Origin of the sequence: Clostridium boliviensis (assembly GCF_033342255.1) — a bacterium.
GTDB lineage: Bacteria > Bacillota > Clostridia > Lachnospirales > Lachnospiraceae > Lacrimispora > Lacrimispora boliviensis.
In genome coordinates, this window is record NZ_JAWONS010000123.1 from 64,432 (window position 1) to 80,173 (window position 15,742).

General features: G+C 40.1%; 15 protein-coding genes. 3 read left to right on the top strand and 12 right to left on the bottom strand.

Annotated features, from left to right (window positions below; genetic code table 11):
- From pgsA to RZO55_RS08295, 5 genes are all read right to left on the bottom strand, one after another.
- The gene (gene pgsA, locus RZO55_RS08275) at positions 1 to 543 is read right to left on the bottom strand and encodes a CDP-diacylglycerol--glycerol-3-phosphate 3-phosphatidyltransferase (protein WP_318063810.1); all 543 of its coding nucleotides are present in this window, start codon (positions 541 to 543) and stop codon (positions 1 to 3) included.
- Positions 527 to 1,867, bottom strand: coding sequence for a 30S ribosomal protein S12 methylthiotransferase RimO (gene rimO, locus RZO55_RS08280; protein WP_318063811.1), 1,341 nt, complete (start codon positions 1,865 to 1,867; stop codon positions 527 to 529). The genes pgsA and rimO overlap by 17 nt, the downstream gene beginning before the upstream one ends.
- 69 nt (positions 1,868 to 1,936) lie before the next feature.
- Positions 1,937 to 2,191, bottom strand: coding sequence for a DNA-directed RNA polymerase subunit omega (gene rpoZ / locus RZO55_RS08285; protein ID WP_318063812.1), 255 nt, complete (start codon positions 2,189 to 2,191; stop codon positions 1,937 to 1,939).
- A 26-nt stretch (positions 2,192 to 2,217) separates the two neighbouring features.
- Positions 2,218 to 2,838, bottom strand: a complete 621-nt coding sequence (gmk, locus tag RZO55_RS08290) for a guanylate kinase (protein ID WP_318063813.1) — start codon at positions 2,836 to 2,838, stop codon at positions 2,218 to 2,220.
- A gap of 12 nt (positions 2,839 to 2,850) precedes the next feature.
- The gene (locus RZO55_RS08295) at positions 2,851 to 3,729 is read right to left on the bottom strand and encodes a YicC/YloC family endoribonuclease (protein ID WP_318063814.1); all 879 of its coding nucleotides are present in this window, start codon (positions 3,727 to 3,729) and stop codon (positions 2,851 to 2,853) included.
- Positions 3,730 to 3,869: 140 nt separating this feature from the next.
- Here RZO55_RS08295 and RZO55_RS08300 point away from each other — a divergent pair, with 140 nt between their 5' ends.
- Positions 3,870 to 5,609: an Rqc2 family fibronectin-binding protein gene (locus RZO55_RS08300; RefSeq protein ID WP_318063815.1), complete on the top strand. Its 1,740-nt coding sequence runs from the start codon at positions 3,870 to 3,872 to the stop codon at positions 5,607 to 5,609.
- Positions 5,610 to 5,700: 91 nt separating this feature from the next.
- Here the strand turns inward: RZO55_RS08300 and RZO55_RS08305 are convergent, their stop codons facing one another.
- Positions 5,701 to 5,868 (bottom strand): hypothetical protein, encoded by a 168-nt coding sequence (locus RZO55_RS08305; RefSeq protein WP_318063816.1) that lies wholly within the window; start codon positions 5,866 to 5,868, stop codon positions 5,701 to 5,703.
- A 326-nt stretch (positions 5,869 to 6,194) separates the two neighbouring features.
- Positions 6,195 to 6,818, bottom strand: coding sequence for an accessory gene regulator B family protein (locus RZO55_RS08310; RefSeq protein WP_318063817.1), 624 nt, complete (start codon positions 6,816 to 6,818; stop codon positions 6,195 to 6,197).
- 256 nt (positions 6,819 to 7,074) lie between these two features.
- Here RZO55_RS08310 and RZO55_RS08315 point away from each other — a divergent pair, with 256 nt between their 5' ends.
- Together RZO55_RS08315 and RZO55_RS08320 are read left to right on the top strand one after the other, a co-directional pair.
- The gene (locus RZO55_RS08315) at positions 7,075 to 8,307 is read left to right on the top strand and encodes a sensor histidine kinase (protein ID WP_318063818.1); all 1,233 of its coding nucleotides are present in this window, start codon (positions 7,075 to 7,077) and stop codon (positions 8,305 to 8,307) included.
- Between the two features lie 9 nt (positions 8,308 to 8,316).
- The gene (locus tag RZO55_RS08320; RefSeq protein ID WP_318063819.1) at positions 8,317 to 9,060 is read left to right on the top strand and encodes a LytR/AlgR family response regulator transcription factor; all 744 of its coding nucleotides are present in this window, start codon (positions 8,317 to 8,319) and stop codon (positions 9,058 to 9,060) included.
- Positions 9,061 to 9,095: 35 nt separating this feature from the next.
- On the opposite strand, the gene ilvA is transcribed toward RZO55_RS08320, so the two are convergent.
- From ilvA to rnc, 5 genes are read right to left on the bottom strand one after another with little or no spacing between them, the layout of a single operon-like run.
- The gene (gene ilvA / locus RZO55_RS08325) at positions 9,096 to 10,319 is read right to left on the bottom strand and encodes a threonine ammonia-lyase (RefSeq protein WP_318063820.1); all 1,224 of its coding nucleotides are present in this window, start codon (positions 10,317 to 10,319) and stop codon (positions 9,096 to 9,098) included.
- Positions 10,320 to 10,322: 3 nt separating this feature from the next.
- A complete protein-coding gene (gene ftsY, locus RZO55_RS08330) occupies positions 10,323 to 11,264 on the bottom strand; it encodes a signal recognition particle-docking protein FtsY (protein ID WP_318063821.1) in 942 nt (313 codons plus the stop codon).
- 11 nt (positions 11,265 to 11,275) lie between these two features.
- Positions 11,276 to 14,836 carry a chromosome segregation protein SMC gene (smc, locus tag RZO55_RS08335; RefSeq protein ID WP_318063822.1) on the bottom strand — a complete coding sequence of 1,187 codons (3,561 nt, stop codon included), beginning with the start codon at positions 14,834 to 14,836 and terminating at the stop codon, positions 11,276 to 11,278.
- The gene (locus tag RZO55_RS08340; RefSeq protein ID WP_318063823.1) at positions 14,802 to 15,044 is read right to left on the bottom strand and encodes a hypothetical protein; all 243 of its coding nucleotides are present in this window, start codon (positions 15,042 to 15,044) and stop codon (positions 14,802 to 14,804) included. The genes smc and RZO55_RS08340 overlap by 35 nt, the downstream gene beginning before the upstream one ends.
- The gene (gene rnc, locus RZO55_RS08345; RefSeq protein ID WP_318063825.1) at positions 15,034 to 15,720 is read right to left on the bottom strand and encodes a ribonuclease III; all 687 of its coding nucleotides are present in this window, start codon (positions 15,718 to 15,720) and stop codon (positions 15,034 to 15,036) included. The genes RZO55_RS08340 and rnc overlap by 11 nt, the downstream gene beginning before the upstream one ends.
- Between the last annotated feature and the right edge of the window lie 22 nt (positions 15,721 to 15,742).

Consider the following 15,742-nt stretch of genomic DNA (forward strand, 5'->3'; position numbering starts at 1 on the left):
TTACATACTCCCTTCCATAAGAACGCGATAATTTTTTGCTATATAATCAACAAGAGAAACCACAGTAAGGATTGCCGCAATCCAGATAAAAGCATTGGTAACAATGGCCAATACAGGGATGTTTAAAATCAGAAGCACAGACATAATCATCTGGGAAGCGGTTTTAAATTTGCCCCAATAGCTTGCTGCTATTACCACACCATTGTCAGAGGCAACAAGACGGAACCCGCTGATAATAAATTCACGGCTGATAATCACAATAACGATCCATGCAGGCAGCTGACCCAGTGCAGTAAAACAGATCAGACCGGCACATACCAGAAGTTTATCAGCAAGAGGATCCATAAATTTTCCAAAGTTCGTAACCAGTCCATACTTTCTAGCAATCTTTCCATCCAGCAGGTCGGTAAAACTTGCAACAATAAATACAGCTGCTGCAATATAACGATAGGTCACATTGGTACCTCCGTCAAGCAGTAAAAAAAGAACAAAAAACGGAATCATGATAACCCTTAAAACAGTCAGTTTATTCGGTAAATTCATCTTCCAACTCTCCTATTAAATCATACTCCATCGCTCCGGTTACACGGATTCTTGCAAAATCACCAGACATGAGTTCCTCTCCCGTCTGGACAAAAATCATTCCATCCACTCCCGGACCATCCATATAGGTTCTGGCTACATAAGCATTCTCATCAGCCACTTTTCCTTCAATCATTACTTCCAGTGTTTTTCCAACCATGGACTGGGAATGCTCAATGGAAATCTCCTGTTGGAGTTCCATAATTGCATCCCTTCGTTCCTCTTTTAATTCCTGAGGTACCTGATCCGGAAATTCTGCAGCTGGTGTATCTTCCTCTGCAGAATAAGCAAAAACTCCCAAACGTTCAAACTCCATCTCATCCACAAATTCCATCAGTTCTTCATGGTCTTCTTCTGTCTCTCCGGGGAATCCGGAAATAAGCGTGGTTCTAAGTGCAATATCCGGAATCTCTCTTCGCAGTTTGTTAACAATTTCTTTAAGCTGCTCTTTGGACGTTCTTCTTCCCATGCGCTTTAGAATATGATCGCTGGCATGCTGAATCGGCATATCCAGATAGCGGCAGATTTTTTCCTCTTCCTTTATTACTGCAATCAGCTCATCGGTAATCTCCTCAGGATAGCAATACTGTATACGGATCCACTGAATGCCGGAAATCTTGCAAAGCTTTCGTAACAGTTCAGGGAGTGATTTTTTACCATAGAGATCAACGCCGTATAGTGTCGTCTCCTGAGCTACTAAGATCAGCTCTTTCACTCCTTTTTCGGCCAGCTTTTCAGCTTCCTTTACAAGATATTCCATGGGAACACTGCGGTAATTCCCCCTCAGCGTGGGAATGATGCAGTAAGTACAATGCTTGTCACATCCTTCTGCAATCTTTAAAAATGCATAATGGCCGCCAGTGGTGAGAATTCTGTCCGTTCCTGTCTGGGGTAGTATGTCCAGTTCATGAAAACAGGTTACCGGTTCCTTTCCCCCCAGTGCAGCCTTTAAAACATTGGAAATCTCATCATAAGTTGAGGTTCCCAGAATGCCATCCACCTCAGGTATCTCATCAATAATTTCCTGCTTATAGCGCTGCGCCAGACAGCCAGTTACAATTAACGCCTTACAGTTTGCATCTGTCTTTCTCTGAGCCATCTCCAATATGGTGTTTACACTTTCTTCTTTGGCATCGCCGATAAAGCAACAGGTATTGATGACAATGACATCTGCTTCGTATTCGTCATCTGTAAACGTATACCCGTCTTTATTTAAAAGGCCTAACATCATCTCAGTATCAACCAGATTCTTATCACAGCCCAGTGAAATGCATAATAACTTCATGTTTAAAACTCCTGTCATTGGTTTTCCTGAAAGAAAAGGCCATCTACCAAAACGGAGACGGCCCTCTTCCTAATTATCGTCTTCTTCTGTTGCGTCCGCTTCGCTTAAAATCTTCACTCTGCCCTCGTATAACTCTTCTACGGCAACTGATAGCGGCTTCTTGCCGGCTCCCGGAACCTCAGTGTCAGCACCTCCGATGATCTGCCTTGCTCTCTTTGCTGCGGCAATCACGATGGAATAACGGCTCTGTATAACCGGAGCCTCTCCAGGCTCAACCTCACTGTTTACTACATTAATCAAATCAGAATAAGATGGATGTAACATCTTCCATTCCCCTTTCTTAATCAAAATTATATATTCTTTAATTCTTCCCGGATCTGGGACAAAAATGCTACATTATTGGAAGCACGCTTATGCTGTACCTGAATCATAAGATGCATCTCTTCCACACATCTGTCGATCTCATCATTAATCAGAATATAATCATAAGCTTCCATGCCCTCTGCTTCTTCCGAAGCCCTGCGCAGCCTGGCGTTAATTACCTCCATGCTTTCTGTACCTCTGCCGACCAAACGGCGTTTCAGTTCTTGTGCATTGGGCGGCATAACGAACAGCAGGATTGCCTCCGGAAACCGTTCCTTTACTTTCAGCGCTCCCTGAATTTCTATTTCAAGAATAACATCTTTCCCCTTTTTCATCTGGTTTAAAACATATTCTTTGGGAGTGCCATAAGAATGATTGACGTATTGTGCATACTCAATCAATGCATCCTTCTCTATCATATCTTTAAAATGTTCTTCTGTAACAAAAAAATACTCTTTTCCGTCCACTTCCCCTGTTCTGGGAGCTCTGGTAGTGGCGGAAATAGACAATGCATAATTCTCATACCGGTTCAGAAGCGCTTTCATAAGTGTGCCCTTTCCGGCACCGGAAAAACCGGATACAACTACCAACATACCATTCTCGTTCATCCTGCGATTCTCCTACTCAATATTCTGTATCTGTTCCCGTACTTTCTCTATCTCAGTCTTTAATATAATAGCCCTCTCTGAAACTTCCAGATCACTGGCCTTGGAAAGAATGGTATTGGCTTCCCGATTCATCTCCTGTGCGATGAAATCAAGTTTCCTTCCCACAATTCCTCCTATCTCAAGTTCTGAGCGTGTATGTTCAATGTGACTTCTCAGCCGGACCGTTTCCTCATCCACGCAGATCTTATCTGCAAATATCGTCACCTCTGCAGCAATTCTGCTTTCATCAATGGCAGCGCCTGCCAGAAGCTCTTTCACCTTATCTTCCAGTTTTGCCCGATATTCAGCCAGAATCTTAGGTGATCTCTCTTCAACAAAATCGAGAATATCATTCATCAGGCTGAGCTTGCCTAAAAGGTCCGCCTTTAAATTATCGCCTTCGGTTAATCTTGTTTCCACAAAACGCTTTGCAGCTTCCTCTACTGTTTCTGACAGAAGCTTCCACATCTGATCTTCATCTTCCGGTACTTCTTCCATAATAAGGACTTCCGGACATCTGGCGAGTGCAGAAACCTTGATATCATTCTGAATTCCAAACTGCTCTTCCATTTTTGTAAAATAGCCCATGTATTCAGCAGCCAGCGCACTGTTATACTTGAGACACAACTTGTTCTCCGTATAATCTTCATAACTGATAAAAACGTCTACTTTTCCGCGCTGAATATAATTTTTCAACAGATTCCTGATCCCTGCTTCAAAGAAATTAAACTTTTTCGGCATCTTTATGCTTAAATCCAAATATCTGTGATTTACAGCCTTCATCTCGACGGAAATTTTATACTCATCCGTGACGGTTTCGTACCTACCGAAACCTGTCATGCTCTTAATCATTACAAATGCCTCTCTTTCGCCATAGATATAAACCATTATAAGTCATAATAAAAAACAAGTCAAATGGTTTTAAATTTTACAGAACCATGTTTCTGTGATATACTATCTCCATCTATAAACCTTACCGGAGGACACAAACAATGGCATTCGATGGAATTGTTATGGCAAATCTCACGGCAGAAATGAAAGACCGGCTGGAAGGCGGGAAGATCTCCAAAATCGCTCAGCCGGAAAAAGATGAACTGCTGTTTACTGTTAAAAATCAAAAAAATACATGGAAACTTTTAATTTCCGCCAGTGCCAGCTTACCACTGGTTTATTTTACGGAAAACAACAAGCAGAGTCCCTTAACTGCGCCTAATTTCTGCATGCTTTTAAGAAAGCATATTGGAAACGGGCGGATCGTAAAAGTCAGCCAGCCAGGTCTGGAACGAATTCTCTGCATGGAAATTGAGCATTTAGATGAATTAGGGGACAGGCGGACCAAAAAGCTCATGATTGAAATCATGGGAAAGCACAGCAATATTATCTTCTGCAATGAAGATGATTTGATACTGGACAGCATTAAGCACATCTCTGCCCAGGTCAGTTCTGTGCGTGAGGTTCTGCCCGGCAGAAAATATTTTATTCCTCAAACTATGGAGAAGAAGGATCCGCTGACAATTACACAAGAAGAATTCATTGCTTGTGTAGGACATGCGGCAGCACCGGTTCAAAAGGGTCTTTATTTAACTCTTACAGGGCTGAGTCCTATTATCGGTCATGAGCTGTGCCATCTTGCTTCTATTGATGGTGATCATTCTGCCAATGAACTTTCTGAAACGGAACTTCTGCATTTATACCGCATGTTCTCTTTTATGATTGAAGACATCAAAAAGGGGGTTTTTAAACCTAATATTATATACAAAAATGAAGAGCCGGTTGAATTCGCAGCTGTCCCCTTAACCTGTTATGAAGGAAATGGTTACGAAGCAAAGTCATTTGAATCCATCAGTACACTGTTAGAAACCTACTATGCTGCCAAAAATATCGTAACCAGAATCCGTCAGAAATCTGTTGATTTAAGGAAGATTGTGCAGACAGCTTTGGAACGTAATTATAAAAAATACGATCTGCAGGAAAAACAGTTAAAAGACACGAAAAAAAAGGACAAATACAAAGTATACGGAGAACTTTTAAATACCTATGGTTATGAACTGACAGGCGGTGAGAAGCAGCTAACCTGCTTAAATTATTACACCAACGAGGACATCACTATCCCACTGGACAGCCAGCTTTCCGCCAAAGAAAATTCCAAGAAATATTTTGACAAATACAATAAAATGAAACGAACTTTTGAAGCTGTTACCGGACAAATCAGTGAAACCAGGCAGGAAATCGACCACTTAGAGTCCATCAGTGCAGCACTGGATATCGCTTTGCTAGAAGAAGATCTTGTTCAGATTAAGGAAGAATTGATGGAATACGGCTATGTCAAGCACCGCAGGGCCGGAGACAAGAAACCAAAAGTCACCAGTAAGCCTTTCCATTATATTTCATCCGATGGTTTTCATATATATGTAGGAAAAAACAACTATCAAAACGAAGAACTGACCTTTAAAGTTGCTAACGGCAATGACTGGTGGTTTCATGCAAAGGGAATTCCGGGTTCCCATGTAATCGTTAAATCTGAAGGAAAAGAGCTTCCTGACCGGACGTTTGAAGAAGCCGGGGCACTGGCTGCTTACTACTCCAAAGGCCGGGAAAATGATAAAGTCGAAGTGGATTATATACAGAAAAAACAGATCAAAAAAGTGGCCGGGGCAGCTCCGGGATTTGTAATTTATCATACAAATTATTCTATGGTTGCTGAACCCAAAATTCCAGAAAATAAACTGTAATGATTGCGGACTCTTACGAGTCCGTTTTTTCATAAAAAAGGAGTGTCAAAACAAATCTATCAATCTGTTTTAACACCCATTTATTTTCTATTTAAATCTCTATCATTTCTATAATATTCTTTCTTTCGGGAATTTTCGTTATTACCTCGATACAGTATTCCTCTGGTATAATCTCACACATATTTTGTTCATTAAAAATCTCGAAATTTTTTATATTATTTTCCTTTTTTAATATTTTAACAAATAAGTTTTCTCTCATATACCTTTCTCCTAACATTTCATCTGTTTACGTAGGAAAAAAACTACATGCATAACGAAAAATCCATTCTAATACATATAGATCTGCTGTCTTTTAAAACTACACTTAAAGACAGCAGATACTCCCCTTTTTTGTATAAGAAACCAATGTTTACTTATACTATATGCTTTTTCATTAAACAACATTTTTAAATCTTGTTGCATTACTCATACCGGAATCTCTGATGATGTCTTTTCTACTCAAACTACTTTGCATTGCGCATTTTTAACACTTCTTCTGGGATTTTTCTTTCATAAACTCCAGCCGGAATGCTTCTCCCTACAGAATTAAGAGATACTTTCACTAATGCTTTCTGCAATTCTTTTACTACTTCTTTCTTCATCATCCTCAATCTCCTTTTTATTTGTTTTGTTTTTAGGAAATAACGTTAATATTTCCAAAACAACCGGATAAATAAGTAGTTCTCTCATCGACGGATCTAAATAAGCAGCCGTCATGATAATGGTTAAAACAGCAATAGAATACAGTTTCTTCTTACGAATATCTTTTGGTGTAAAGTATTCTATGTTGATGGTTCTGGGAGCAAAGATTAAAATAGTAATCACCGATATAATATAGATATATGGCAGTAGGGATAGCCTGATTGGTAAATATATGTGACCGGTTAAAGATAAAGCCCATATAAGTAACATACTAAACCCACAGCCCGCCCCTGTTTTTGCATGTATACCGCCAGCTTGCAATCTGAGTCCGCAAAAAGCTGTTAATATAAGAAGAGTTTCCAGACCTTTTCCAATCATAATTCCTATGATTTGTATGAATATAAACTTAACGATATTATCCAATAATAATTCAATTCCATATTGTATTACATCGTTCTCTTCTTTACTTTTGGGACTTATTTGATTCAGCCAACTATTCATCATTGATGCCATTTTATTTATGCTCATTTTACCACCACCATTTATGCCTATATTACCATAACTTTTAAATAAAAAATGTTTTTGCAATTTTCGTAGTGTATTTTATCTTAAGCGTCAAATACAATGTTTTTTCACACAATTAACTTTACTTTCTATATCTAACAAGGTACAATAATAGTATTTACTAGCGAGGTGAGACACCATGACATATTTTATTTATACTTTTACAGGAGGACTATGTAATTATTTCTCCTGTGTTAATTTATTGCCCCAAAAACCGTCTGTGTTAAAAAGATTACTTTTGTTCTTATATGCGTTTGGCTCTCTTTATCTTTTAAACCATGTTTACGGGCAGGCCGGTACTTTTATTACTCTTTCAGGTATATTGCTGATTGTATATGTGATTACAAAAAGCGATTATTTAAGCCTGGGATGTTATATGTTCGGATATTTATATATCATAGCATTTAATTATTTGTTTATGTACATTGCCGGTGAAGTACTTAAAATGGATATGGTATCTATGCTGAAACATGATATGCTGAATATTGCTTTTTCCATTATATATTGTACATATTGCGGAGTTACAACAAAATTAATCGGATGGTTTATTCACAAAAGATTAAATATTACTCAATATTTAACTAACCAGCATATGTTGAAAGCAATATTAATCGATTTATCTTTACTGGTTTTTTTCTTCGTCTTTAATTTTTCATATGGAGAACGTCTAGGTTATAATTATGGCGTAATTGGACTAAATGGGATGATTTTTTTACTGCTATTTTCAATCACCGCTTTACTTATGTATTCAATTTACAAGGTGACTGTTAGCGAACAAGCCTATAAATTCCGTATGGCGCAGTATGAGAATCTACAGCTTTATACAGATAAGTTGGAAAAATCCTACGGGATAATGCGAAAATTCAAGCATGATTACTTAAACATATTAAGCACTATGAGTGGTTTTATGGATGAAAGTGATATGCAAGGATTAATTGAATATTATGAGAAAAAGGTCCTCCCAATCAGTCATGAGTTTTCAGAATCAGACACAAAATTAGGGGCACTGTCGAAAATCAGAGACACGGCTTTAAAAAGCCTGCTTTCATCAAAATTTATTTATGTAATGGAGATAGGAATCGATCTAAAAATTGAATTAACAGAAACAATTGACAATCTGGTCCTTGATTGTCTTGATCTGTCCAGAATCATTGGAATCTTTATGGATAATGCCATAGAAGCAGCTATGGATACTGCAAAAAAAGAATTGTACTTCTGCATGTTTTATAAGGACGATGAACTTTATATCATTATCAAAAACACTTCGCGTCCTCTAAGTCATGCAATCTCGAAACTTAGCAGCCATGGAGTATCCACAAAAGGGGAAGATCGTGGAGTAGGACTCTATAACGTTTCCCTCATACTACAAAATCACGATAATATTATCTGGGATATGACTTACGAAGAACCTTACTTTACTCAAAAACTGATTTTAAGAAAAGGTGTAAAATAGGTGCGATAGATGATTCATATATATCTTTGTGAAGACGATGAAAGACAATTAATAAGATGGAAAGACATTGTTGATAAATATCTGTTAATGAATTCCACAGAATCTAACCTTTATTGTAGCACTTCTGATCCGGAAGAACTATTATCATTGAGAAAAAAGTCCAGCATTACAGGACTCTATTTTCTTGATATTGATTTACACGCTAAATTAAACGGAATAGAACTGGCTCAGGAAATTCGCAAATATGATCCACGCGGATACATTGTTTTTGTCACTACTCATAGCGAAATGGCTATTCTCACTTTTCAATATAAAGTGGAGGCCATGGATTTTATTGTAAAAGATATGACGAATACTTTACCGGACCAGATATGCTCGTGTATACGAAACGCTGAAACAAACTATAAAAACCAGTTAAATATATCAAATCATTTTTTATCGATTAAAATTGATAAATCTTCTCTCATCCTGGACCAGAACGATATTATTGCAGTTACAACCGGAGAAGACTATCATAAAATTATAATACATACAAAAACTGGTGTAAAACAAATAACCGGAACTTTAAAGGAACTGAATTCAATACTAAACTCTGCCTTTCTTCAATGCAGCCGTTCTGCTATTGTAAATCTGAAACATGTAATTAAATATTCCAGAGAGGACGCTCTGCTAATTATGGATAACAAAGAAACTTATTCCGTATCTTTTCGTATGATGGGGAAAGTGCAAAAAGCCTTAAATAATATTAATTAATAAAAAAGCCGGTTAATCCCGGCTTTTTTATTATCTTATTCCCCATAGGTTCCCTTGGATTTTACAAGCTTCGGCCGATATCCTTCGGAAGTAAGGGCAGCCATAATCGCATTCTTATGTTCTGTTCCAAAAGCTTCCAATGTAATTCTTAATTCCACCGCTGTATTCCGGTTAATGCTGATAAACTGGTTATGTTCAAGACGAATTACATTGCCCTGTTCTTTTGCAAGAAGAGTCGATACCTTGGCCAATTCTCCGGGCTTATCCGGGAGAAGAATAGATACAGTAAAGATGCGGTCTCTCTGAATCAGTCCCAACTGTACGATGGAAGCCATCGTGATCACATCCATATTACCGCCGCTTAAGATTGATACAATCTTTTTATTATCCACATCAATATGTTTTAAAGCAGCAACAGTAAGAAGCCCGGAATTTTCAACAACCATTTTATGGTTTTCCATCATATCTAAGAATGCTACAATCAGTTCAGAATCTTCAATTGTAATGATGCTGTCAACATTTTCCTGGATGTATGGAAACAGCTTGTCTCCAGGGCATTTCACTGCAGTACCGTCTGCAATGGTATTGACACTGGGAAGAGATACTACTTTTCCCTGGCGGAGTGATTCCTGCATACAGTTTGCACCAGCAGGCTCCACACCAATTACTTTAATCTTTGGATTTAACATCTTTGCCAGTACGGATACGCCGGTGCAAAGACCGCCACCGCCGACTGGTACCAGAATATAGTCGACAGTGGGAAGTTCTTTAATGATTTCCATGGCTATGGTTCCCTGTCCGGTAGCCACATCTAAATCATTAAAGGGATGAACAAAGGTAAGTCCTCTCTCCTCTGCAAGCTTATAGGCATAGTTGCAGGCCTCGTCAAAGACATCTCCTTCCAGAATTACTTCTGCTCCGTATCCCTTTGTCCGGTTAACCTTCATCAGAGGAGTCGTAGTCGGCATGACAATGGTAGCGGGAATTCCGGCAAGCTTCGCCGCATAGGCAACGCCCTGTGCATGATTGCCGGCAGAGGCAGTAATCAATCCTTTGGATTTTTCTTCCTCTGTCAGAGTGCTGATTTTATAATAAGCACCTCTTACCTTGTATGCCCCTGTATACTGCATATTCTCCGGCTTAAAATACACTTTATTTCCAGTTTGACCGGAAAAATACTCACTGTATATAAGCTTTGTTTCCAGGGTAACCTTTCCAACGACCTCTGTTGCTTCCTCAAACTTTTCCAATGTCAACATAATTTACACCTCATCTTTCTCTTCTACGTGGAACAATGCATCTACGAATTCGTTTGCATTGAATTTCTGCAAGTCATCAATCTTCTCTCCAACACCAATATATTTTACCGGAATTCCAAGTTCAGACTGAATTGCTACTGCAATTCCTCCCTTTGCTGTACCATCCAGTTTGGTAAGAATAATTCCGGTAATGTCTGCCACTTCCATGAATTGTTTCGCCTGTACAAGAGCATTTTGACCGGTGGTACCATCTAAGACCACAAGCGTTTCCCGGTATGCTTCCGGATATTCCTTATCTATGATGCGATTGATTTTTTTCAGTTCCTCCATCAGGTTCTTTTTGTTGTGGAGACGTCCTGCCGTATCACAGATCAGGACATCTGCCTGTCTGGATTTTGCCGCAGCAACAGCATCATAAACAACAGCTGCAGGATCAGAGCCTTCCTGCTGGGCGATTATATCCACGTTTGCTCTTCTTGCCCATTCGGTCAGCTGTTCAATCGCTGCTGCCCGGAATGTATCTGCCGCAGCAACAATTACTTTTTTTCCATCATCCTTTAACTGCCCTGCCAGCTTTCCTACAGAAGTGGTTTTTCCAACTCCGTTTACTCCGATAATCAATAAAACAGAACGGCGTTTTTCAAATTCATAAGCATTTTCCCCTAAATCCATCTGCTCCATAATACTATCCATAAGAAGCTGCTTGCATTCGGAAGGATCCTTGATATTATTTTCCTTAACCTTTTTTCTTAAATCCTCCATAATGGACATCGTAGTCTGGATACCCAGATCACCCATGATCAGAATTTCTTCAATTTCCTCATAAAACTCGTCATCAATGGCCGAAAAACCGTTGAAAATGGAATCCACACCAGCGATAATGTTGTCTCTTGTTTTCTGCAGTCCAGCTACCAGTTTTCCAAAGAATCCCTTTTTTTCTCCCATAGTCGGCCTCCTTAACTTTCTAAATCATCTTCAATCAGATTAACAGATACAAGCGTTGAAACGCCTTTCTCCTGCATGGTAATACCATACAGACGATCCGCAGACACCATGGTACCACGTCTGTGGGTAATAACAATAAATTGTGTAAATTTTGTAAGCTTATGCAAATATTTTGCGAAACGGTCTACATTAGAGTCATCAAGCGCTGCCTCGATCTCATCCAGCAGACAGAATGGGGACGGCTTTAAATTCTGAATGGCAAAAAGAAGAGCAATTGCTGTCAGTGCTTTTTCCCCACCGGATAGCTGCATCATATTCTGGAGTTTTTTACCAGGCGGCTGGGAAACAATCTGTATTCCTGCCTCCAGAATATCCTCATCTTCCACAAGCTCCAGTGCACCCCGGCCTCCTCCGAAGAGTTCTTTGAAAACCTTGTCAAACTCCACTCTGATTTCCCTGAATTTCTCCTCAAACTGCTTACGCATTCCGGTATCCAGTTCGTCAATGATTTTCAACAGCGTTTCCTCTGCAGTGATCAGATCATCATGCTGGGTTTTCATAAATTCGTATCGTTCAGATACTTCTTTATAATCTTCAATGGCATTAACATTAACATTTCCCAGCTTACGGATCTCCTCCTTTAAGGAAGCAATCATTTTCTTGATATCCACAAGAGAAGTCCATTCCTCATTTCTTAAAGCTTCAGCTTTTGAAAATGTCAGTTCATATTCGTTCCACATATAATTTACGTGGTTTTCCATACGTTCTTCCATCTTCTCCTTCTGGCTCTGAAGGCGGAATAATTCCTTATCCAGCAGACTGATGCGCTGGGTAAGCTCTTCTCTTTTCTGAAACAGTTCTTTCTGTTCTTTGGATTTCATTTCTTTTTTTGCCAGTTTATCGTTAATTTCCTGATCCAGCGTTTCTTTTACGGAACTGATTTCAGCAATTTGGGTTTTTAATGCTTCGATTTCCTTTTGTTTTTCTTCTATAATCAAACCGGAGCTGCCTGAACCCTGAGTCAGTGCTGAAAGTTCTTCTTCCAACCTGCTTACTTCCTCTTTCACCCGCCGGATATTTTCCAGCTCGAAATCATCCTTTTGTTTCAGACCAGAGGCTTTAAGCTGTGCCTCGGATAAGTCTTTTGAGAGTTTTTCCCGGTTGGATCTTGCCAACTCAAGTTCTGCATTGAACCCCTCCAGTTCACCGTCAATATCACCGCTTCGTAAAACCAGTTTCTCCATAGAAAGAATCAGATCCTGCCTGTTTTCTCCGATTTCCTTTTTCTGGACCTCAAGCTGAGAATTTTCCAGTTCTAAGTCCCCATAGGACTCTATAATCTCTGCTTTCTTATCTTCAATCCTGTGCAGATTTATTTTAACCGTATTTTGCCTTAAATAAAGCTTCTGTTTCTCAGTTCTGATATTTTCCAGTTCTTCTTTGCATTCACTCAGAAGACCTTCGTTCATAACCAGCTCTGTCTCGATTTGTCCGGTTTCTTTCAGTGCTTTTTCGCAGACGGCTTCCAGTTCATCCATCTCACGCTTACGTCCCAGCAAGTTGCTGGTATTTTTGAAAGCACCGCCTGTCATGGAACCGCCTGCACTTAAAAGTTCTCCTTCCAGAGTTACGATTCTTAAAGAATACTGAAACTTTTTGGCCAGTGCAATTGCATGGTCAATGGTGTCTACAACTACCACTCTGCCAAGAAGATAATTCATCAGGCCCTGGTACTGGCTGGCTGCCTCAACCAGAGTATTGGCAAGTCCCAGCACTCCCGGTTCGTTAAGGGCTTTCTCCTGACTAAAAGTATTTCTATTACCAATGCTGGTAAGAGGTAGAAATGTAGCTCTTCCGTACTTGTTTTTCTTTAAATACTCAATCAGCTGTTTGGCTGTCTGATCTGAGTCAGTAACAACGTTCTGAATGCTTCCTCCCAGAGCTGTTTCAATGGCAACCTCATACTTTTTAGAAACAGTAATCAAATCTGCCACAACTCCATGAATTCCTCTTACCCGATCTTTTACTTCCATGACACGGCGGATGCTGCCTCCGTATCCTTCGTATCGCTCTGCCAGATTCCGGAGTGATTCCAGTTTTGTATAACTGGTATGGTATTCCTGCTGTCTGTCGTTTAAGTTTTTCCCAAGCCGCTTGACTTCATGCTCTAATTCCTCAGCCCGGTTTTCGCTTTGTTCTTGAAGTTCATTGTACTTATGAATACCTTCATCGATCTCGTCTGCTTCTTTTTGAAGCACCAAAAGCTGCTGATCCTGCTCGGATTCATCGCTCTTATATTTAAGAAGCTTTTGGAGCACTTCAGATCTTCGCACATTCACCTGCTCAAGCATAGTTTCATAACGCTGCTGCTTCGCATTTAATGTGGCCTTTTCATTCAGGAGTTCAATTATACTCCCTTTCCCGGACTCGATCCTCTGTTCCAGAACATGAATTTTTTCATCCTCTGCAGCAAGAACTGCCTCTCCCTGCTTTAGCTGTTCTACCGCAGCCCTTACTGACTCTGCGATAACAGACCGTTCCTCCTCATAGGAAGCTGCCTGAGAATTTTTCATATCTATCTCAGAGTGTATGGATCTCACCCTGCCTGCAATATGCTCCGCATTCATCTGTTCTGTATTAATCTGCTCTTTTAATACATTGATGCGGCCCTGTAAATTACCAGTCTCTATATCAGAGTTGTTTTTGTCATTACGGCTTGCTAAAATAGATTCATCCAACTGGGATAAATATGTATCAAGAGTCTCATGCTGCTCTCTTATGCCTTCTGATATGTTTTTTGCATCTTCCAGATCACGGGTGACAATTACCTCTTTCTCATCCACTTCTTTCATCTGGAAACGCAATCCTTCCGTCTCCATCAAAAACTGATTTACATCATACTTTTTCAGTTCTTCCTTTAACCGCAGATACTCTTTGGCTGCCTCAGACTGTTTTGCCAAAGGGCCAACCTGTTTCTCAAGCTCCGTCAGAATATCACTGACACGGACCAGATTCTGCTTTTCATCTTCAAGCTTCTTCTGAGCGATGGATTTCCGGCGTTTAAATTTGACAATTCCAGCTGCTTCATCAAAAAGTTCCCGGCGTTCTTCGGGTTTCCCGCTTAGAATCTTATCAATCTGACCCTGTCCGATAATGGAATAACCTTCCTTACCAATTCCGGTATCATAGAAAAGCTCGTTGATATCCTTCAACCGGCAGGCACTTCCATTAATCATGTATTCGCTCTCACCGGAACGGTAAACTCTTCTCGAAACAGTCACCTGGTCGTAATCAATGGCTAAATGGTGGTCTGAATTGTCAAGCGTTATGGCTACATAGGCAAATCCCTGGGGTTTTCTCAGCTCTGTTCCTGAAAAGATGACATCCTGCATACTTGAACTTCTCAGCTGCTTTACTTTCTGTTCCCCCAGTACCCAGCGCACCGCATCAGCAACATTGCTTTTACCACTTCCATTAGGGCCTACAATGCCTGTTATTCCGTTATGGAATTCGAATACTATTTTGTTGGCAAAAGATTTAAACCCCTGAATCTCTATACTTTTTAAATACATACTCCACGCTGACAGCCATCACCAGCTGCCCTTTCTTTTCCTTATTATTGTCCACGCCCTTTGGACATAGAGGGATACCCGAAGGGTGTTCCTTATTATTGTCCACGCCCTTTGGACATAGAGGGATACCCGAAGGGTGTTCCTTATTATTGTCCACGCCCTTTGGACATAGAGGGATACCCGAAGGGTGTTCCTTATTATTGTCCACGCAGCTTCAGAATCCCATGATAAGCCGCCACCTGCTCCGCCGCCTTCTTGGTTCTCCCTGTCCCCTGACCGATGGGAGTATCTCCGATTTTTACCTGCGTTTCGAATATCTTATTATGATCCGGTCCTTCTTCTTTTAAGAGTTCGTAGCTCAGAGCCTCTTCCGTCTGGCTCTGAACAATCTCCTGTAAGATAGTCTTGCTATCAAAAAAGAGCTGCTTATGTTCCAGATCATTCATAATGAAACGAAGGATAAACTCTTTTGCATTAGCAAAACCACCATCCAGATAAATGGCCCCTATCAGTGCTTCCATCGCATCTGAAACAATCGAAGCTCTCCCTCTGCCTCCAGTTGACTCTTCCCCCCTGCCTAAAAGCAGATATTCTCCAAGCTTAATCACCTCTGCACAGTAAGCAAGTGTGGGCTCGCAGACAATACTTGCGCGTATCTTGGTTAAATCGCCCTCTGGCTTCTGGGGATACTTGTGATACAGGCAGTCACTGGAAACAACCTCCAGTACCGAATCACCTAAAAACTCAAGTCTCTCGTTGCACTCGGTTTTATTCAAACGGTGTTCATTGGCATAGGAACTGTGTGTCATAGCTTGTGTTATAAGATGCTTGTCTGAAAAACGGTAGCCAATCTGCTCTTCCAGTTCTTTAATATTTTTACTCATCTCATTCCTCTTTCCTATTTCC